Below are 18,667 nucleotides of genomic sequence, written 5' to 3' on the forward strand. Positions count from 1 at the left end.
TTAAACAGGATTGAACTGGAGTTTTGTGCAAATGAATGAAGGGATGAGAAGTCAGTCACGAAAGGAGAGGGCTGGTTTTTTTTTGCCGAGGCCAGAAAGCAAAAAACCAGCCGTTAGGCTGGTTTCTTTAAATATGGTGCCCGGACTCGGAATCGAACCAAGGACACAGGGATTTTCAATCCCTTGCTCTACCGACTGAGCTATCCGGGCAACGGGGCGCATTAAACCGTATTGGGCATGTGTCGTCAACGGCTTTGTCATCTAAAACACATAAAAGACGTTCGTTTGCTGTCTTTTCATTCAAAAATGGCGAAATGGCCTGTCTGCGGTCAGAGAAAGTCAGGAAAGTGCGCCATGTTCACGGCAGCGTGCGACATTCAAAACATCTTCTGCCAGGCGTCGCGCCACTTCCACATCGATGAGCTGACGTTTCACCAGCAACTTGCTCAGACAACCTTCAAGGATCAGTTCCATCTGCTGCGCCACCATTTCGGCGTCATCGGAACCCATTTCCTGGAGCAAAGACAGCGTGTAGTCGTAGGACGCCCGTTTCTGATTTTCGGCCAGTTGATGAATAGGCGCGTCGCTCTCAGGGAAAAACGTACAGGCTGCGATAAAGAGGCATCCCGGATAACGCTGCTGGCGCACCTGCTCATCGAGCACTTTATACCGCGCCAGTAATTTCTGCGGTGGAGTGAGCGTTTCGTCCAGCATCAGCTGACGCCGCCAGATTTCAATTTGCTCGCCATGATAGCGCAGGCTGTCGTAGAGCAGCGCTTCGGCGTCGGGCCAGAAACGGCGCAGTTCATTGAGCGGAACGTCGACGAGTTCAGCGACGTTTTCCAGTGACAATGTTGCAAGGCCACGTTGTTCCAAGAGATTAAGGGTTTGATCGAGAACCTGTTCACGTAGCACGTTTGCCTCCTCACAATTCGCGTACTTCAAAATGTAGTGTCGTTTAAGGGCGGGCTTTCTGCAAATGCGCACTGAACTCAGTGGCATCCATAAAACCGGTAACCCGCGACTGCGGCAATTCATGGCCGTCGGGGCCAAAGAATAAAATCGTAGGCAAGCCCAGCACTTCAAGACGCTCTAACAGCGCCTTTTGCTCCGCCGAGTTTTGTGTCACATCGGCCTGAAGCAACAAAGTGTTCGCCAGTTCATTCTGCACTTCTGGCGCGGAAAACGTATATTTTTCGAACTCTTTACATGCCACACACCAGTCTGCGTACAAATCCAGCATGACGCGTTTGCCCTGCGCGCCCTGTAAGGCGGCGTTCAGTTCATCAACGTTATGGATTTTCTGGAAGTTCAGCGCGTGCTGTGGCGCGGACTGACTGCTGGCGGGCACAAAAGCCCAGTCCTGCAACGGACGGCTGACGATAAGCGCAGCGGCGAGGAAAATCAGTTGCAGAACACGCACGATACCACGCTGACTTTTCAGGCTCAGCAGTAACGCCCAGCCGAAGAACGCGATGCCAAGCAGGCTCCACAGGCGTAATCCCCAGGTATCGCCAATCACACGCTCAAGTAAAAACACCGGTAGCGCGAGAATGACAAAACCGAAGCCTTCTTTGACGTAATGCATCCACGGGCCGCTGCGTGGCAGCAGTTTATTCCCGAACATCGTCACGATAATCAGCGGGATCCCCATCCCCAGCGCGTACAGGTAAAGCGTACCGGCACCTGCCAGTAAGTTTCCGCTCTGGGCGATGTACAGCAAAATGGCGCTCAGCGGCGCGGTGGTGCAGGGGGAACAAATCAGGCCAGCCAGCGCACCCATAATAAAGACGCCCGGCAGCGAACCGCCTTTTTGTTCATTGCTCCACAACGCCAGCCGGGTCTGAACGGAGGATGGAAGTTGCAGGCTGAAAGCCCCAAACATCGATAACGCCAGCGCGATAAACATCACGGATAAAACGATAAGCACCCACGGGCTTTGTAATGCGGCCTGGAACTGCAAGCCCGCGGCGGCGACCACCATCCCAAGCAACGTATATGTCAGCGCCATGCCCTGTACGTACACCAGCGACAGCAGGAAAATTCGCTTCATGCTGTGCGGACGCTGGCGCCCGAGAATAATGCCGGAAATCAGCGGATACATCGGCAGTACGCACGGCGTGAATGCGATGCCGATACCAATCAGCAACGCCCAAAGCGGCGAAAAAGGCAGCGGCGTGGAAACTTTCGCTGGTGTGGCCTCAACCGGAGAAAGGACGGATTCTGCAACGTCTGCGCTGGCTTTAACCGGCTCTGAAACCTCACTGAGCGGCACTTCGCGGGTTTCCGGCGGATAGCAGAAACCGGCAGCGGCGCATCCCTGATAAGTTACGCGGACGGTCGCATCGGCGCTGGCCTGTCGTAACGGCACCGTAAGGCGCAGCGCGTTTTCGAAGACTTCACTGTCGCCGAAAAACTCATCGTGATGCTCACGGCCCTTCGGCAAGATAAACGCTGCCAGCCGGGCATTCTTCGGTTCAATCTCAATTTTGCTGCGATATAAATAGTAACCGTCGCGGATCTGCCAGTTCAGTTTGAGATCATGGCCTTGCTGCTGAAAATCAAAGCTGAAAGCCTGATCAACAGGAACAAATTGCGTGGCGGCCGGTTTATCAAACAACGAGGCGTGAGCCTGCAAAGGCAACATAAACAGGCTGCACAGCAGGAAGAAAATTCGAAGAATGCGGTGATCCATGCGGAGTAAAGTTCTCTTTGTCGCGGCAGGTGAACGGCCACTGGGTGATTCGACAGAAGATGCGGACGGCTTCATGCCGCAGCGCGTTAATGAAATGTGAGTATACCCCGTGCGAACGCGACGCAGAAAGCCTTGCAGGTACTTTACAAAAGAGTGACGCGGGAGAACGCAGAAAAAGCGGGGGCCGCAGCCCCCGGAAAAACTGTCAGAGAATAATACTGCCGACGGCGAAGCCGAAAAGAACCGACAAAAATACGCCGATCGTGCCCGGTATAAAGAACGGATGGTTAAAGACGAACCGGCCAATTCGGGTGGTGCCGGTGTCATCCATCTGCACGGCGGCCACCAGCGTCGGATACGTCGGCAAAATGAACAGCCCGGAAACTGCCGCGAAAGAGCCCACCGCCGTCAGCGGGGAAACGCTCAGCGCCAGCGCCATGGGCAACAGGGCTTTGGTCGTCGCGGCCTGTGAATAGAGCAGGGCCGAACTGAAGAAGAAAATCACCGCCAGCAGCCATGGATGTGCCTGAATAATGGTGCCCGCGGTTTCCTTAATCCAGCCCAGATTCGCCTGTACAAACGTGTCTCCGAGCCAGGCAACGCCGAGGATACAAATGCAGGCGCTCATGCCGGATTTGAACGTGCTGGAGGTCAGAATTGAGTCGGTTTCGATGCGGCACAACAGGGTGATTAATGTCGCCACGCTGAGCATGATAATCAGGATCGCGCTGTTGGTGGTCATCACCGGTTGAGCAACCCAGCCAAGGCTCGGGCTGTTAATCACGGCATAGCCGACCACAGAAAAAACGCCCAGCAGGAACAGTAAAACGGAAAGCTTCGCGCCACGTTTTATTTCCACTTTTTTATCGCCACGCAGCGCAATCAGGCCCTCTTCATAACGCTTGAGATAAACCGGATCGTTGGAGAGTTTCGAGTCAAAGCACCAGCTGATAATCAGCGACATCACAATCACGGCGGCCAGCGTCGAAGGGATCATCACCAACAGCAGGTGTAAATAACTGACACCGTGGCTTTCCATCGTCGACGCCATATACACCACTGCGGCGGAAATCGGCGAGGCGGTGATGGCAATCTGCGCAGCCACAACGGCCGTTGAAAGCGGGCGGCAAGGCTTGATGCCTTGCTCTTTTGCCACTTCAGAAATCACCGGGAGCGCAGACAGTGAAATGTTGCCGGTACCGGCCATGATCGTGAGGAAATATGTGACGATCGGGGCCAGAAGGGTGATGTGTTTCGGGTTGCGGCGCAGCAGTTTTTCGGTTTGCTGCACCAGATAATCCATCCCGCCCGCGACCTGCATGGTCGATATGGCGGCAATCACGGCCATGATGATGGAGATAACGTCAAAAGGAATCGAGCCCGGTTTCACGCCGATTAAAGCGAGCACCAGAACACCCAATCCGCCTGCGAAACCAATGCCGATGCCGCCTAAGCGGGCACCGAGAAAAATCGCGGCGAGTACAATAATAAGTTCGATGATTAACATGGCTGTCCGTCCATATATCCAGCAATCCTTAAGGAATTGAAAAATAATTGTTATGTGATTGTTGTTTGCTACTCAGTAAAAAGGCCCGCTGTTCCGGAGAACAACGAGCCTTTAAAAGGTCAGAAATGGAGTCTGTTACTGTTCATTTTCATCGGTATAACGCTTCGCTTTGTAGGCCGGGTGCTTCAGGTTCTCGATGGAGAAAATGTCGTCCAGTTCGGCTTCCGTCAGCAAACCGCGCTCAAGCACGACTTCACGGACGCTCTTGCCGGTTTCCGCACAAATTTTCCCGACGATATCGCCATTGTGGTGGCCGATGAACGGGTTCAGATACGTCACGATCCCAATAGAATTGAAGACGTAGAATTCGCACACTTCTTTGTTTGCCGTAATGCCGTTGATGCATTTTTCCAGCAGGTTGTAGCAGGCGTTAGTCAGGATATGCACGGATTCAAACATGGCCTGGCCGATCACCGGTTCCATGACGTTCAGCTGCAACTGACCCGCTTCGGCGGCCATCGTAACGCACATGTCGTTGCCGATGACTTTGAAGCAAACCTGATTCACCACTTCCGGGATCACCGGGTTAACTTTGGCAGGCATGATGGAAGAACCGGCCTGCAATTCTGGCAGGTTGATCTCATTGAGCCCGGCGCGCGGCCCGGAAGAGAGCAGGCGCAGGTCATTACAGATTTTGGAAAGCTTAACCGCCAGACGTTTCAGGGAGCTGTGAACCATCACGTAAGCGCCGCAGTCTGACGTTGCTTCAATCAGGTCTTCAGCCGGAACGCAGGCCAGATTGCTGACTTCCGCCAGTTTCTGCACGGCCAGTTGCTGATAACCTTCCGGTGTATTCAGACGCGTACCGATCGCCGTTGCCCCGAGGTTCACTTCCAGCAGTAATTCGCCGGTGCGGATCAGGTTGCGGGTTTCTTCTTTAAGCAGCACGTTGAATGCATGGAATTCCTGACCGAGCGTCATCGGTACCGCATCCTGCAACTGCGTGCGGCCCATTTTGATGACGTTTTCAAATTCGACCGCTTTGCGCTCGAAACCATCGCCCAGCTGGGAAATCGCATCAACCAGTTTCAGCAAAGAGGCGTAAACCGCGATACGGAAACCGGTCGGGTAGGCATCATTGGTGGACTGGCATTTATTAAGGTGATCGTTGGGATTAAGGAACTGGTAATCGCCTTTCTGGTGACCCATCAGCTCGAGACCGATGTTCGCCAGCACCTCATTCGTGTTCATATTTACCGAGGTTCCCGCGCCGCCCTGATAGACGTCGATAGGGAACTGGTCCATGCATTTACCTTTATCAAGCACTTCGTCGCACGCCTGAATGATGATGTCCGCAATATGGCGTGGAATGGTGCGCAGCTCTTTGTTGGCCAGAGCCGCCGCTTTCTTCACCATCACCATGCCACGAACAAACTCTGGCACATCGCTGATCTTGGTGTTGCTGATATAGAAGTTTTCAATCGCCCGCAGGGTATGAATGCCGTAATAAGCTTCTGCCGGTACTTCACGCGTGCCCAGCAGGTCTTCCTCGATACGAATGGTGTTTGACATGAGAACCTTCTCTTCGGTACTGAATGCGTTATGCGATGTTTAAAATTATGTTACTAGCCGTGGTAAATTTAAAACGATCAACCGTTGTTTCCACAACGAAGGCGATCATATGCTGCTTCAGGCGAATTGCACGTACTAAGATCACTATCCTGCCCTATGATTGTGCAAGTTTTTAGTATCTGTGAGAATTCTCACAATTCATTTACCTGCTCAATTAAATCAGGTCTGGCGCTTGAAATCACCGGGATACAGCACCATCTCATTGTAGTCAGCCTGCATTTCTTTGATGGCAAACATCGGAAACAGGCACTTATTCAGGGTTTCGAGCGTTTCTGAAAAAGAACTTCGGGGCCAAATCACAAGGAGAATGCGGTGCGCTGGTTACCGTTACTACTGTTATTCCTGCTGGCTTATATTGAAATCACCTTATTTATCAAGGTGGCCGCGGTCGTTGGCGTTGCCACGACATTATTGCTGGTGGTATTCACCTCCTGCGTGGGTGTTTCTCTGGTCAAAAATCAGGGAATGAAAACGTTCATGCAGCTTCAGCAGAAGCTCGCTGTCGGTGAAAGCCCGGCGGCTGAAATGGTGAAAAGTGTTTCACTGGTGATTGCCGGTTTCCTGTTGCTGGTTCCGGGATTCTTTACCGATTTCCTCGGCTTGCTGCTCCTGCTGCCACCGATTCAGAAACGACTGACGCTTAAGCTGATGCCACATCTGAATATTGTTCGCTCTGGCGGTAACTGGGGGAGCAGTGCGCCCACCGGAAATACCTTTGAAGGTGAGTTCCAGCGGACTGATGAAACACCGGAACGTCTGGTTTCACCGAAAAAAGATGACGACACAGAGCACCGCGATCGCTAATCTCTGTGGCCTTGATTGTTAATACATTGTTGGGAAGTAGTTTTCAGTCCGGGTTTGGATGGCCTGAAAGCCAAAAGAAAAAGCGAAATTTTTTCTGTTCTTCCCCTTGAAGGGCGGTGTATCGCCCCCATTAAACAAACCACGAGGCCGGGCAGGCATTTGTCAGGCATTCAACCCTAAAAATAGATATGGACCCGCTCACAGGAGAGTTATCAATGAAAATTCGTCCATTGCATGACCGCGTTATCGTCAAGCGTAAAGAAGTAGAATCTAAATCCGCTGGCGGCATCGTTCTGACTGGCTCAGCTGCTGGTAAATCTACCCGTGGCGAAATCCTGGCTGTCGGCCATGGTCGCATTCTGGAAAACGGTGAAGTTAAAGCGCTGGACGTTAAAGTTGGCGACATCGTCATCTTCAACGACGGCTACGGCGTGAAAGCTGAAAAAATCGACAATGAAGAAGTGTTGATTATGTCTGAGAGCGACATCCTGGCAATCGTAGAAGCCTGATCTTCCTCCGACCCACTTTTTTCTGAACTGAACGAATTGAAGGGAAATTAACAATGGCAGCTAAAGAAGTAAAATTCGGTAACGACGCCCGTGTGAAAATGCTGCGTGGCGTAAACATCCTTGCTGATGCAGTAAAAGTGACCCTGGGCCCTAAAGGCCGCAACGTGGTTTTGGACAAATCTTTCGGTGCTCCAACCATCACTAAAGACGGCGTGTCCGTTGCACGTGAAATCGAACTGGAAGACAAGTTCGAAAACATGGGCGCACAGATGGTGAAAGAAGTGGCGTCCAAAGCGAACGATGCAGCGGGTGACGGTACGACTACCGCAACCGTTCTGGCACAAGCCATCATCACTGAAGGCCTGAAAGCCGTTGCCGCTGGCATGAACCCAATGGATCTGAAACGCGGGATCGACAAAGCGGTCATCCACGCTGTTGAAGAACTGAAAAAACTGTCTGTACCTTGCTCTGATTCTAAAGCGATTGCACAGGTTGGTACCATCTCTGCTAACTCCGACGAAACTGTCGGTAAACTGATCGCTGAAGCGATGGAAAAAGTCGGCAAAGAAGGCGTCATCACTGTTGAAGAAGGCACTGGCTTGCAGGACGAGCTGGACGTTGTTGAAGGTATGCAGTTCGATCGCGGTTACCTGTCTCCATACTTCATCAACAAACCAGAAACCGGTTCAATCGAGCTGGAAAGCCCGTTCATTTTGCTGGCTGACAAAAAGATTTCTAACATTCGCGAAATGCTGCCAGTACTGGAAGCCGTTGCTAAAGCCGGTAAACCACTGCTGATCATCGCTGAAGACGTTGAAGGCGAAGCCCTGGCGACTCTGGTTGTGAACACCATGCGTGGCATCGTGAAAGTGGCTGCGGTTAAAGCACCTGGCTTCGGCGACCGTCGTAAAGCTATGTTGCAGGACATCGCAACCCTGACTGGCGGTACCGTAATCTCTGAAGAGATTGGCCTGGAGCTGGAAAAAGCGACTCTGGAAGACATGGGTCAGGCTAAACGCGTTGTGATCAACAAAGACACCACCATCATCATCGATGGCGTTGGCGAAGAAGCAACCATCCAGGGCCGTGTATCTCAGATCCGTCAGCAGATCGAAGAAGCGACCTCTGATTACGACCGTGAAAAACTGCAAGAGCGTGTGGCTAAACTGGCAGGCGGCGTAGCTGTTCTGAAAGTTGGCGCAGCGACTGAAGTTGAAATGAAAGAGAAGAAAGCCCGCGTTGAAGATGCGCTGCACGCAACCCGTGCTGCTGTAGAAGAAGGCGTGGTTGCTGGTGGTGGTGTTGCGCTGGTTCGCGTTGCTCACACTCTGGCTAACCTGACCGGCGACAACGATGACCAGAACGTGGGTATCCGCGTTGCTCTGCGCGCAATGGAAGCTCCACTGCGTCAGATCGTTGTGAACGCAGGCGAAGAAGCTTCTGTAATCGCAAACACTGTTAAAGCAGGCGAAGGTAGCTTCGGTTACAACGCTTACACTGAACAGTACGGCGACATGATCGCAATGGGTATCCTGGATCCAACTAAAGTGACCCGTTCTGCTCTGCAGTACGCGTCTTCTGTAGCTGGCCTGATGATCACCACTGAGTGCATGATCACCGACCTGCCTAAAGACGATAAAGTCGATATGGGCGCTGGCGGTATGGGTGGCATGGGCGGTATGGGCGGCATGATGTAATCATCATCCTCCTGCGTTCATCCGCAGGTACGGCAAATCAGCGGCAGTTTTGTTGTCTGAGTTAACGTACTGAAGAAACCCGGTCTGAAAAGGCCGGGTTTTTTTATTTGACCATTTTTTATCGTGTTCAGTAAGATAAGTCTCAATGTCTTCCGGGTTTAACGTGTAGACTCATTTCTGCGTGGTTTTCGGATTTATACCGATAGCGCAGAACCTTGGGTATGCGTGGCAACGGATGCCTAAGAGAGCCAGGTGTTTTCTGATAGGCTTTATGTGATTACAAAAACAAATGGGGAAAGTGATGCGGATTAAAATGTTACTGGGCCTGTCAGCTATCGCGCTGCTTGCCGGGTGCAGTACCACTCATCAACTGGATGCAGCGGGACAGCAGGTGAAATTCACGGACGACAAACCAGGCGCAAATTGTCAGCTCCTCGGTGAAGTCACTGGTGCCCAAAGCAACTGGTTCTCCGGTACCGGCGGCGATGGTAGCTCAATGCGTGGTGCGGCCAACGATCTGCGCAACAAGGCAGCAGCGATGGGCGGCAATACCATTTATGGTGCCAACAGCCCGTCTCAAAATTTCCTGTCCAGCTTTGCACCGGTTGACAGCAAAATGGTCGGCCAGGTTTATAAGTGCCCATAGTCGGGCCGTTTACGCTTTAGCTGCGTGAACCTGCACAGAAATACGAAAGGGATGCCCGATGGCATCCCTTTTTGCATTTCGGCATTCGCGTTTACGACTGTTTAAGGCGTAAATCCAAAATGGTTTTACTTGGTTCGCCTCCAATCTCGCGGGTCAGTTTCGGCACCATATAACCGGAAACTTTGCTCATCAGCCCTTTCATAATGATGCGCGCTTCATCGTCGCTCACCATGAAATGCGCCGCGCCCTGAACTTTATCCAGCACGTGGATGTAGTAAGGTAAAATTCCCGCATCAAAAAGCGCATTACTGAGCGCGGCGAGCACATCGGCAGAGTCATTGACGTCACGCAACAGCACGCTCTGATTGAGCAGCGTGACCCCATGACGCTTCAGTTTCGCCATGCTGGCGCGCAACGCGTCATCGATTTCATTGGCGTGATTGATGTGCGTCACCATCAGCACCTGCAAACGCGACTGTTCAAGGCGCTGACAGAGCGTGTCCGTGATACGCGCAGGGATCACCACCGGTAAACGGGTATGGATACGCAGGCGTTTGATGTGCGCGATCCCTTCCAGTTCACCGATCAACCAGTCGAGTTCGTGATCTTTCGCCATCAGCGGATCACCGCCGGAGAAAATAATTTCATCGAGTTCGGGCTGTGTACGGATATAATCCAGCGCCTGAACCCAGTTGGCCTTATTCCCCTGGTTGTCCTGATACGGGAAATGGCGGCGGAAGCAGTAGCGGCAATTCACCGCACAGCCGCCTTTCACCAGCAACAGGGCGCGATTGCTATACTTGTGCAACAGACCCGGAACAACGCTGCGTTGTTCATCAAGCGGGTCGGTGGTAAAGCCCGGCGCGGCGATAAATTCTTCGCGTGCGGTCAATACCTGGAGCAACAAAGGATCCCGCGGATCGCCGTGCTGCATACGTGCTACAAAGGCACGGGGCACGCGAAGCGGGAACAAACGACGGGCTTCATGGCCACTTTGCAGATCTGCATTGTCGTTAAGTGCCAGAAGAGTAAGCAGTTCATTCGGGTCAGTGATAACATCGCCGAGTTGATACAACCAATCTTCTCTAAATGGCGTGTTTAGGGTTACAATGTTTGCCATTTTTTTGGCTAATACCAGTTTAAAATTAGAGGGCCATCATGGCGACTTATTCTAGCAACGATTTCCGTCCGGGTCTTAAAATCATGTTCGAAGGCGAGCCTTTCGCAATCGAAGACAGCGTGTTCGTAAAACCAGGCAAAGGCCAGGCTTTCGCACGTGTGAAAATGCGCCGTCTTCTGACCGGCTCCCGTGTAGAAAAAACCTTCAAATCTACTGACTCTTGCGAAGGCGCAGACGTTGTAGATACCAACATGACTTACCTGTACAACGACGGTGAGTTCTACCACTTCATGCACCCTGAGACTTTCGAGCAGCACGGTGTTGAAGCGAAAACTGTTTCTGAAGCCTCTAAATGGCTGCAAGACAACGCTGAATGTATCGTGACTCTGTGGGACGGTCGTCCTATCGCTGTCCAGCCACCGAACTTCATCGAAGCAGAAGTTGTTGATACCGACCCAGGCCTGAAAGGTGATACCGCAGGTACCGGCGGCAAGCCAGCAACGCTGAGCACCGGCGCAGTGGTTAAAGTGCCTTTATTCGTGCAGATTGGCGAAATCGTCCGTTGTGACACCCGCTCTGGCGAATACGTTTCCCGCGTTAAATAAGTTTCTTATTACGCTGGATGAAAGCTGCCACAGGGTAATGCCTGTCGCAGCTTTCCGGCTCAACCTGTTGAATGGGATTGTGTTTTCCATGTTGAAGAAGATGATGTTTATCGTGGTTTCAGTGATGTTGCTGGCTTCGTTATCCGGCTGCAACACGGTTCACGGTTTTGGTGAAGACATCCAGCATCTGGGTGGCGCGATTTCCAAAGCAGGCTGATTCCTTCAGCCTCGTTTTACCCACTGTCCTAAAATCCTGCCTTTTCCCTTCCGTATTCAGAAAATTAACTACACTTAGTGAGTCTTACTTTACATTCTCTTATAGGAAGGAATTTTATATGTTGAAGAAAAGTATCCTCGCAATCCTGTCTGTTCTTGTTCTGTCTTCTGCGTTAACTGCCTGCAATACCACGCGTGGCGTGGGTGAAGATGTCTCTGCCGGCGGCCAGGCAATTCAGAAAAGCGCTCAGTAATGGGCGTGTGAGTTGAAGTAAGCTGAAGTCTGCCTGCACATTGATGCAGGCAGTGTTGTTTCTGAAGGGCGGAAAACTTACGGCTGTTTGACCCACACCAGCTTGCTGGTATCGAAGCCGTAGCCTTGTGCGGTTTTCAGCAGTTGCTGTTTTACGCTGTCATCCAGCGTCGGGGTTCGTGAGAGGATCCACAGATAGCTTTTATCCGGCCCGCAAACCAGCGCATAGCGGTAATCTTTATCCAGTTCGATGACGTTATAGCCGCCATAGAACGGGCCAAAGAACGAAACTTTGAGCGCCGCACGTGACGTTGAACCGGTGAAATACCCTTTGCCTTCACTTTCCTGCCATTTGTTTTTCTCAGGATTAAAGCCACGGTTAATAACTTTCACACCGCCATCATCACGCAAGCTGTAATTGGCCGTCACGCGTTCAAGCCCGCTTTCAAAGCTGTGATCCAGCCTTGCCACTTCATACCAGGTTCCCAGATAGCGGTTAAGCTCGAAATTACTGACGACTTTGACGTCTTTGGGTGGCGTCACGCTGCAAGCGACCGATAAAAGTGCCGTGACAATCACACCGAGTTTTGACCAGATACGCATATATGTTCCTTCCTTAGGTAATCACCTAAGTGTAGGTAACAATTGAGGAAAAGAGAAAAGGTGAAAGCAGGAAAAAATCAGCGGCCACGAAAATGACCGCTGAAGAAGGAGATCTTCTCAGATCAGAGGCGGATCAACACGATAAGTGTGACAACGCTTAAGATCATCGCCAGACCGTAGAACACCCATTTACCGGCAGGAATGTGGATTTTCAGGTCATGCATGGCGTGGTGGATCCTGTGCAGACCGCACCACAACGGCAGGACGATCATCAGCAACAGAAACAGGCGGCCAATCCAGCTTTGTGCGAACGCCAGTACGCGCGGATAGCTCAGCGCATCACCGGGGAAAAACCCCAGTGGCAGCAGGAAGCACACCAGCAGAATCATCACCGGCGCAAAAATCGCACTCCACATGCCGCCCGCGCCAAACAGCCCCCAGAACACCGGCTCATCTGAACGTTTAGGAAGAGTATTTTTCATGTCGCCTCCTCAAAGAAACAGCGCGATGGCGAGGATCACCAGCGTCACAACGGCAGTTACGCACCAGAAACCGGTAATCACCGGCTCCGGCCCCATCTTCTTGCCTTTCACAATGACGATGGAGGCTTTCGGTGCCAGTTCAAACCAGGTTTTGGTGTGAAGCAGCGCGGCCAGTAACGCAATCAGGTTGATCAGCATGACCACCGGGTTTTGCAGGAAATGTACAAATCCTGCCCAGCTTTCCGGCCCGTTGCGTAAGGCAAAAATACCGGCCAGCAGCAAGATACTGAACCAGACTGCCGGAACGGACGTGCCTTCACGCAGCATATAGAAACGGTAGAAAGGTGAACGTTGCCACCAGCTGGCGGGCATTTCGCGCACGTAAGGTTTACGTTTGCTGCCCGGGGTCTGAGTTCGAGTCGTCATATTTTCCTCCCTCATTGCGGTCTCAGCCTCGCTATCATGAAGTCTTTCGAACTTTCGACTTTGCCCTGTTGAATCGCGGCGGCCGGGTCGACGTGTTTCGGACAGACTTCAGAACAATAACCGACAAACGTACAGCTCCAGACGCCGTTCTGGCCGTTAAGCTGCGGCATACGCTGGGCTTTGCCGTGATCCCGGTTATCCAGGTTATAGCGGTGCGCCAGCGTAATGGCGGCCGGGCCGATAAATTCCGGGTTCAGGCCGAATTGCGGGCAGGCGGCGTAACATAAACCGCAGTTGATACAGCCGGAGAACTGATGATATTTCTCCATTTGAGCCGGCGTTTGTTTGCCCGGGCCTTCCGCTACAGTTCGGGTATTGCCAATAATGTACGGCTTAATGGATTCGAGGCTTTCGATAAAGTGGGTCATATCGACCACCAAATCGCGCTCGACCGGGAAGTTTGCCAGCGCCTCCACCTGCATTCCGTCCGGATATTCGCGCAGGAACGTTTTGCAGGCCAGTTTTGGCACACGGTTGACCATCATGCCGCAGGAACCGCAAATGGCCATACGGCACGACCAGCGGTAGGAAAGATCGGCGGCGAGATAGTCTTTGATATAGCCCAGCGCGTCGAGCAGCGACGTCGTTTCGTCGAAAGGCACGTCATACACCACCGGATGCGGTGCGTTGTCCGTCTCCGGGTTATAGCGCATGATTTCAACCTTAAGGCTTCGCATTTTAGCCACGTGATTGCTCCTTATCTTTTTTATCGTGATTCTCAGCTTCCCCGCCATACATACGTTTTGCCGGTGGCAATGTGGTGATTTTCACATCGCCGTATTCAAGACGTGGCGCGGAATCTGGCTGATAAAAGGCCAGCGTATGCTTAAGGAAATTGACGTCATCGCGTTCGGTACAGCCTTCATCCAGACGCTGGTGCGCACCGCGGGATTCCCGGCGATGCAGGGCAGAGTGCGCCATACATTCGGCCACTTCCAGCCCGTGTCCCAGCTCGATGGTGTACAGCAAATCGGTGTTGAAAACGCTGGAGGTATCTTTGATTTTGACGCGTTTGAAACGCTCTTTCAGCTCGGTCAGCTTGTCGATGGTTTTTTGCATCAACTCCGTGGTGCGGTAAATCCCGCAGCCTTCTTCCATCGCCAGCCCCATTTCGTCGCGGATGGCCGCCCAGCTCTCATCGCCTTCCTGCTTCATCAGCGCATCAACGCGATTTTCGATATCACGAACCTGTGCGTCGAGGGCTTCGGTATTGCCGTAATCTTTGGCTTCGGCGGCGCGTTCTGCCGCTTTTTCACCGGCCATGCGGCCAAACACCACCAGTTCTGCCAGTGAGTTGGAGCCCAGACGGTTTGCGCCGTGCAGGCCAACCGATGAACATTCACCGACGGCAAACAGACCTTTGATGCGGGTTTCGCACTGCGCATCCGTTTCGATCCCGCCCATCGTGTAGTGCGCGGTAGGGCGTACCGGGATTGGATCGGTGATCGGATCGACGCCGACGTAAGCTTTCGCCAGTTCACAGATAAACGGCAAACGCTCGCGCAGCTTTTTCTCGCCGAGATGACGTAAATCCAGATACACCACATCGCCACGCGGAGTGGAAATGGTGCGACCGGCGCGCCATTCGTGCCAGAACGCCTGCGACACTTTGTCGCGCGGGCCGAGTTCCATATATTTGTTTTTCGGTTCGCCGAGAGGGGTTTCCGGCCCCATGCCGTAATCCTGCAAATAACGGTAACCGTCTTTATTCACCAGAATACCGCCTTCACCACGACAGCCTTCTGTCATCAGAATGCCGGAGCCTGGCAGGCCGGTCGGGTGATATTGCACGAACTCCATATCACGCAGCGGAATGCCATGACGGAACGCCATGCCCATGCCGTCGCCGGTGACAATCCCGCCGTTGGTGTTGTAGCGGTAAACGCGGCCTGCGCCGCCGGTCGCCATTACGACAGCGTTAGCGCGGATTTGTACGCGGGTGCCTTCCATCATATTGATGGCGACGACGCCGCGAACCTGGCCGTCATCGACCAGAATATCGAGAACGAAATGCTCGTCGAATCGTTTGATTTGCGGGTATTTCAGCGAGGTCTGGAACAGGGTATGCAGCATGTGGAAACCGGTTTTATCCGCGGCAAACCAGGTGCGTTCGATCTTCATCCCGCCAAAACGGCGGACGTTGACTGAACCATCTTCCTTACGGCTCCACGGACAACCCCAGAGTTCAAGCTGCGCCATTTCAGTCGGGCATTGATGAACGAAATGGTCCACTACGTCCTGCTCACACAGCCAGTCGCCTCCGGAAACGGTATCCTGGAAGTGAAAATCAAAGCTGTCGTGATCTTGCGTCACTGCGGCAGAACCGCCTTCGGCGGCCACCGTGTGGCTGCGCATAGGGTACACTTTCGAAATCAACGCGATATTCAGGTTGGGATTGGCTTCCGCTGCGGCTATTGCTGCGCGTAAACCCGCCCCACCTGCACCTATAATTGCAATGTCGGCGTTAAAGGTTTGCACTGCATTCCTCCACTATCATCAATGAGATCGGGTTTGAAACACCCGCGAAAAATGTTTTTGAATCTGAGGCTTAACCACCGCTGATGACATACAGGCGCTGTCCCAGAGGCTAATATTCTTATTATTTGTAAGGGAATTATTATACCTAATGAGGAGTAGTGGTAATTTGATGTGAATGCAGGTTTAGGCTTTCTCTGTATTTTGCTTCGCAAAATGAGATATTTGTTTGCCCTGAGGGTTGCAGGTAGACTGCATGACTTTTCTGAATTCGGAGTAAATCACCATGAGCGAAACGGCAAGCTGGCAACCCAGTGCTCCTGTCGCCAATTTGTTGAAGCGTGCGGCTATTCTCGCTGAGATCCGACGTTTCTTTGCCGATCGCGGCGTGCTGGAAGTCGAAACGCCGGCCATGAGCCAGGCCACGGTGACCGACATCCATCTGGTGCCTTTTGACACACGTTTTGTCGGGCCGGGTGCGGCTGACGGCATGACGTTGTATCTGATGACCAGCCCGGAATATCACATGAAACGTTTGCTGGCTGCGGGCAGCGGGCCGATTTACCAGATGGGCCGCAGCTTCCGTAACGAAGAAGCCGGTATCCATCACAACCCTGAATTCACCATGCTGGAATGGTATCGTCCGCGTTATGACATGTACCGCCTGATGAATGAAGTGGATGATCTGCTGCAACAGGTCCTCGATTGCGATACGGCAGAAACCCTGTCCTATCAGCAGGCATTTACGCGCCATCTGGGCGTGGATCCGTTGTCTGCGGATAAAACCGAACTGCGTGAAGTTGCCGCGAAGCTGGATTTATCAAACATCGCGGATACCGAAGAAGACCGCGATACCTTATTGCAGTTGCTGTTTACGATGGGTGTTGAACCGCATATTGGCCGCGACAAGCCGACTTTCGTGTATCACTTCCCGGCGACGCAGGCATCTCTGGCGGAAATCAGCACCGAAGATCACCGTGTTGCTGAGCGTTTTGAGGTGTATTACAAAGGCATCGAACTGGCGAACGGTTTCCGCGAACTGACCGATGGTCGCGAACAGCGTCAGCGTTTCGAGCAGGATAACCGTAAACGCGCCGCGCGCGGTTTGCCTCAGCATCCTATCGATAACAATCTGCTGGATGCTCTGGAACACGGAATGCCGGAATGTTCCGGTGTGGCGCTGGGCGTTGATCGTCTGATTATGATTGCGCTGGGCGCGAGCAGCCTGAGCGAAGTGCTGGCCTTCCCGGTCACACGCGCCTGAGTCGGTTTTCCCCAATCCTGGCCCTCGGGTCAGGATTCTCTTTCTTTCCCGTCATGCCTTCTTTCCCTGCCCTGTGATTGTGCAATAACATTAAAATTGCTCCTGTTGTGAAACAAAAGTACCTAAAGCACGTAACACTGATTTTAAAGTTTCAGAGATGACACCCCGGCGCGAACCCGCAATCCTGCTGGCTCCTCAACGATTTAACGCAAATTTTCTCTCCGCTGGCCTGATTTATGCATTACAGGATAACTACTCAATCAGCTCTGGGATCCCGTTATGTCTGAATCTGGCGACAAAGAACTTCTTTATGGTCTGGAGGCGCGCATTGCACCGGCACCGGCATTTTTCACGGCCATCCAGCATGTCCTCGCGAGCGTGGTGGGGATTATTACTCCGCCGCTGATTATCGGTTCGGTGCTCGGGCTGAATGCGTATCTCCCTTATCTCATCAGTATGTCGCTGCTGGCTTCCGGCATCGGGACGTTCATTCAGGCGCGCCGGTTTATGTCGGTGGGCGCGGGGATGATTTGCCTTCAAGGCACCAGTTTTGCATTTCTGGGTGTGATTCTGTCCGGAGGAATGCTGGTGAAAAGCCGCGGGGGATCGCCTGAAGACATCATGGCGATGATTTTTGGTGTGAACTTTGTCGCGGCGTTTATTCCGCTTCTGGTCAGCCGGTTTATCGGGCAGATGCGCCGCGTGTTTACTCCGCTGGTCAGCGGCACGGTGATTGCCCTGATTGGCATCAGCCTGATTAAAGTCAGTATTACAGACTGGGCAGGCGGGCACGGTGCGGCGAATTTCGGTGCGCCGGTCAATCTGGCGCTGGGCGCGCTGACGCTGCTGGTGATCGTCGCATGTAACCGCATTAATGTCCGCTGGCTGCGCCTTTCATCGATAGTATTAGGGATTATTGTCGGGTGTATCGCGGCTGCCCTGACCGGACATTTGCCGCTTAAACCGTTGCAGGGCGACTGGTTTGCGCTGCCGCAGTTGTTCCGTTTTGGCTTCAAGTTTGACTGGATCATCTTCGTGCCAATCGCGCTGGTGTCGTTTATCAGTATTCTGGAAGCGGTCGGCGATTTGACGGCGAACTGCATGTTGTCGCAGCAGCCCATTGAAGGGGAAAGTTTCCGCAAGCGCCTGAAGGGCGGGATCCTGGCCGATGGCGTCAGCTGCATTATCGCTGCGGCGTTTTCCTCCTTCCCGAATACCACTTTTGCGCAGAACAACGGCGTGATCCAGATGACCGGCGTCGCCAGCCGTTATGTCGGGATGTACATCGGGGGCGTTCTGGTGTTGCTCGGGCTGTTCCCGTTTATCGGCGAAGTCTTGCAGCAAATCCCTGCGCCGGTGCTGGGTGGCGCGACGCTGGTGATGTTTGGCAGCGTGGTCGCCGCAGGCATTCGCATCATGACGCAGTCGCCGGTTGGCCGCCGCGAAATGTTAATTATCGCGATTTCCTTTGGCATCGGTCTGGGCATTGAAGCGGTGCCCGATGTTCTTGCGCAGTTCCCGCCGATTGTGGGGAATATCTTCGGCCACGCAGTCACCAGCGGCGGCGTGATCGCCATCCTGCTGAATCTGCTGATGCCGGCAGAGCGCGCTATCGCCGTGGCAGAAGAGGTGAAAGTTCACTAACGTTCTCCGCGCGCGCGCCCCTGGATCAG

At 52.9% G+C, this 18,667-nt stretch carries 19 protein-coding genes and 1 tRNA gene; 9 read left to right on the plus strand and 11 right to left on the minus strand.

The features are described from left to right. Positions 1–134: 134 nt before the first annotated feature. From KWG64_RS13000 to aspA, 5 genes are all read right to left on the minus strand, one after another. Positions 135–210, minus strand: a tRNA-Phe gene (locus tag KWG64_RS13000). A gap of 129 nt (positions 211–339) precedes the next feature. Beyond that, positions 340–915: a transcriptional regulator gene (locus tag KWG64_RS13005; protein WP_152325350.1), complete on the minus strand. Its 576-nt coding sequence runs from the start codon at positions 913–915 to the stop codon at positions 340–342. Between the two features lie 43 nt (positions 916–958). Continuing rightward, positions 959–2,695 (minus strand): protein-disulfide reductase DsbD, encoded by a 1,737-nt coding sequence (locus tag KWG64_RS13010; RefSeq protein WP_218522137.1) that lies wholly within the window; start codon positions 2,693–2,695, stop codon positions 959–961. Between the two features lie 205 nt (positions 2,696–2,900). Beyond that, the gene (locus tag KWG64_RS13015) at positions 2,901–4,202 is read right to left on the minus strand and encodes an anaerobic C4-dicarboxylate transporter (protein WP_218522138.1); all 1,302 of its coding nucleotides are present in this window, start codon (positions 4,200–4,202) and stop codon (positions 2,901–2,903) included. Between the two features lie 135 nt (positions 4,203–4,337). Continuing rightward, positions 4,338–5,774: an aspartate ammonia-lyase gene (gene aspA / locus KWG64_RS13020; protein ID WP_152325347.1), complete on the minus strand. Its 1,437-nt coding sequence runs from the start codon at positions 5,772–5,774 to the stop codon at positions 4,338–4,340. A gap of 372 nt (positions 5,775–6,146) precedes the next feature. Here aspA and KWG64_RS13025 point away from each other — a divergent pair, with 372 nt between their 5' ends. From KWG64_RS13025 to KWG64_RS13040, 4 genes are all read left to right on the plus strand, one after another. After that, a complete protein-coding gene (locus KWG64_RS13025; RefSeq protein WP_152325346.1) occupies positions 6,147–6,638 on the plus strand; it encodes an FxsA family protein in 492 nt (163 codons plus the stop codon). Positions 6,639–6,853: 215 nt separating this feature from the next. Beyond that, positions 6,854–7,147 (plus strand): co-chaperone GroES, encoded by a 294-nt coding sequence (locus KWG64_RS13030; RefSeq protein WP_009636718.1) that lies wholly within the window; start codon positions 6,854–6,856, stop codon positions 7,145–7,147. 53 nt (positions 7,148–7,200) lie between these two features. Beyond that, positions 7,201–8,844 (plus strand): chaperonin GroEL, encoded by a 1,644-nt coding sequence (gene groL / locus KWG64_RS13035; RefSeq protein ID WP_195813556.1) that lies wholly within the window; start codon positions 7,201–7,203, stop codon positions 8,842–8,844. A 301-nt stretch (positions 8,845–9,145) separates the two neighbouring features. Further along, a complete protein-coding gene (locus KWG64_RS13040; RefSeq protein WP_014333641.1) occupies positions 9,146–9,490 on the plus strand; it encodes a DUF4156 domain-containing protein in 345 nt (114 codons plus the stop codon). Positions 9,491–9,581: 91 nt separating this feature from the next. On the opposite strand, the gene epmB is transcribed toward KWG64_RS13040, so the two are convergent. Then, positions 9,582–10,610, minus strand: coding sequence for an EF-P beta-lysylation protein EpmB (gene epmB, locus KWG64_RS13045; protein ID WP_165058804.1), 1,029 nt, complete (start codon positions 10,608–10,610; stop codon positions 9,582–9,584). Between the two features lie 38 nt (positions 10,611–10,648). Here epmB and efp point away from each other — a divergent pair, with 38 nt between their 5' ends. The 3 genes from efp to KWG64_RS13060 all read left to right on the plus strand — a co-directional run bounded on the left by efp (position 10,649) and on the right by KWG64_RS13060 (position 11,685). Further along, positions 10,649–11,215 carry an elongation factor P gene (efp, locus tag KWG64_RS13050; protein ID WP_101078258.1) on the plus strand — a complete coding sequence of 189 codons (567 nt, stop codon included), beginning with the start codon at positions 10,649–10,651 and terminating at the stop codon, positions 11,213–11,215. Positions 11,216–11,303: 88 nt separating this feature from the next. Beyond that, complete coding sequence (locus KWG64_RS13055) at positions 11,304–11,432, plus strand: entericidin A/B family lipoprotein (protein WP_013573743.1); 129 nt, start codon at positions 11,304–11,306, stop codon at positions 11,430–11,432. Positions 11,433–11,550: 118 nt separating this feature from the next. Next, positions 11,551–11,685 carry an entericidin A/B family lipoprotein gene (locus KWG64_RS13060; RefSeq protein ID WP_014333643.1) on the plus strand — a complete coding sequence of 45 codons (135 nt, stop codon included), beginning with the start codon at positions 11,551–11,553 and terminating at the stop codon, positions 11,683–11,685. Between the two features lie 77 nt (positions 11,686–11,762). Here KWG64_RS13060 and blc read toward each other — a convergent pair whose 3' ends face one another. From blc to frdA, 5 genes are all read right to left on the minus strand, one after another. Beyond that, positions 11,763–12,287 carry an outer membrane lipoprotein Blc gene (gene blc / locus KWG64_RS13065; protein WP_101078260.1) on the minus strand — a complete coding sequence of 175 codons (525 nt, stop codon included), beginning with the start codon at positions 12,285–12,287 and terminating at the stop codon, positions 11,763–11,765. 122 nt (positions 12,288–12,409) lie between these two features. After that, positions 12,410–12,769 carry a fumarate reductase subunit FrdD gene (frdD, locus tag KWG64_RS13070; protein ID WP_218522139.1) on the minus strand — a complete coding sequence of 120 codons (360 nt, stop codon included), beginning with the start codon at positions 12,767–12,769 and terminating at the stop codon, positions 12,410–12,412. A 9-nt stretch (positions 12,770–12,778) separates the two neighbouring features. After that, the gene (frdC, locus tag KWG64_RS13075) at positions 12,779–13,195 is read right to left on the minus strand and encodes a fumarate reductase subunit FrdC (protein WP_152325343.1); all 417 of its coding nucleotides are present in this window, start codon (positions 13,193–13,195) and stop codon (positions 12,779–12,781) included. A gap of 11 nt (positions 13,196–13,206) precedes the next feature. Beyond that, positions 13,207–13,941 (minus strand): succinate dehydrogenase/fumarate reductase iron-sulfur subunit, encoded by a 735-nt coding sequence (locus KWG64_RS13080; protein WP_195813558.1) that lies wholly within the window; start codon positions 13,939–13,941, stop codon positions 13,207–13,209. After that, the gene (gene frdA / locus KWG64_RS13085) at positions 13,934–15,733 is read right to left on the minus strand and encodes a fumarate reductase (quinol) flavoprotein subunit (protein WP_195823969.1); all 1,800 of its coding nucleotides are present in this window, start codon (positions 15,731–15,733) and stop codon (positions 13,934–13,936) included. The genes KWG64_RS13080 and frdA overlap by 8 nt, the downstream gene beginning before the upstream one ends. 283 nt (positions 15,734–16,016) lie before the next feature. On the opposite strand from frdA, the gene epmA reads away from it, so the two are divergent. Together epmA and KWG64_RS13095 are read left to right on the plus strand one after the other, a co-directional pair. Beyond that, complete coding sequence (epmA, locus tag KWG64_RS13090) at positions 16,017–16,994, plus strand: elongation factor P--(R)-beta-lysine ligase (protein WP_195813560.1); 978 nt, start codon at positions 16,017–16,019, stop codon at positions 16,992–16,994. 279 nt (positions 16,995–17,273) lie between these two features. Next, entirely contained in the window at positions 17,274–18,638 is a 1,365-nt protein-coding gene (locus tag KWG64_RS13095) for a nucleobase:cation symporter-2 family protein (RefSeq protein ID WP_195823968.1), read from the plus strand. Positions 18,639–18,667: the final 29 nt, after the last annotated feature.

The organism is Rahnella sp. PD12R (assembly GCF_019200965.1).
GTDB classification, from domain to species: Bacteria; Pseudomonadota; Gammaproteobacteria; order Enterobacterales; family Enterobacteriaceae; genus Rahnella; species Rahnella laticis.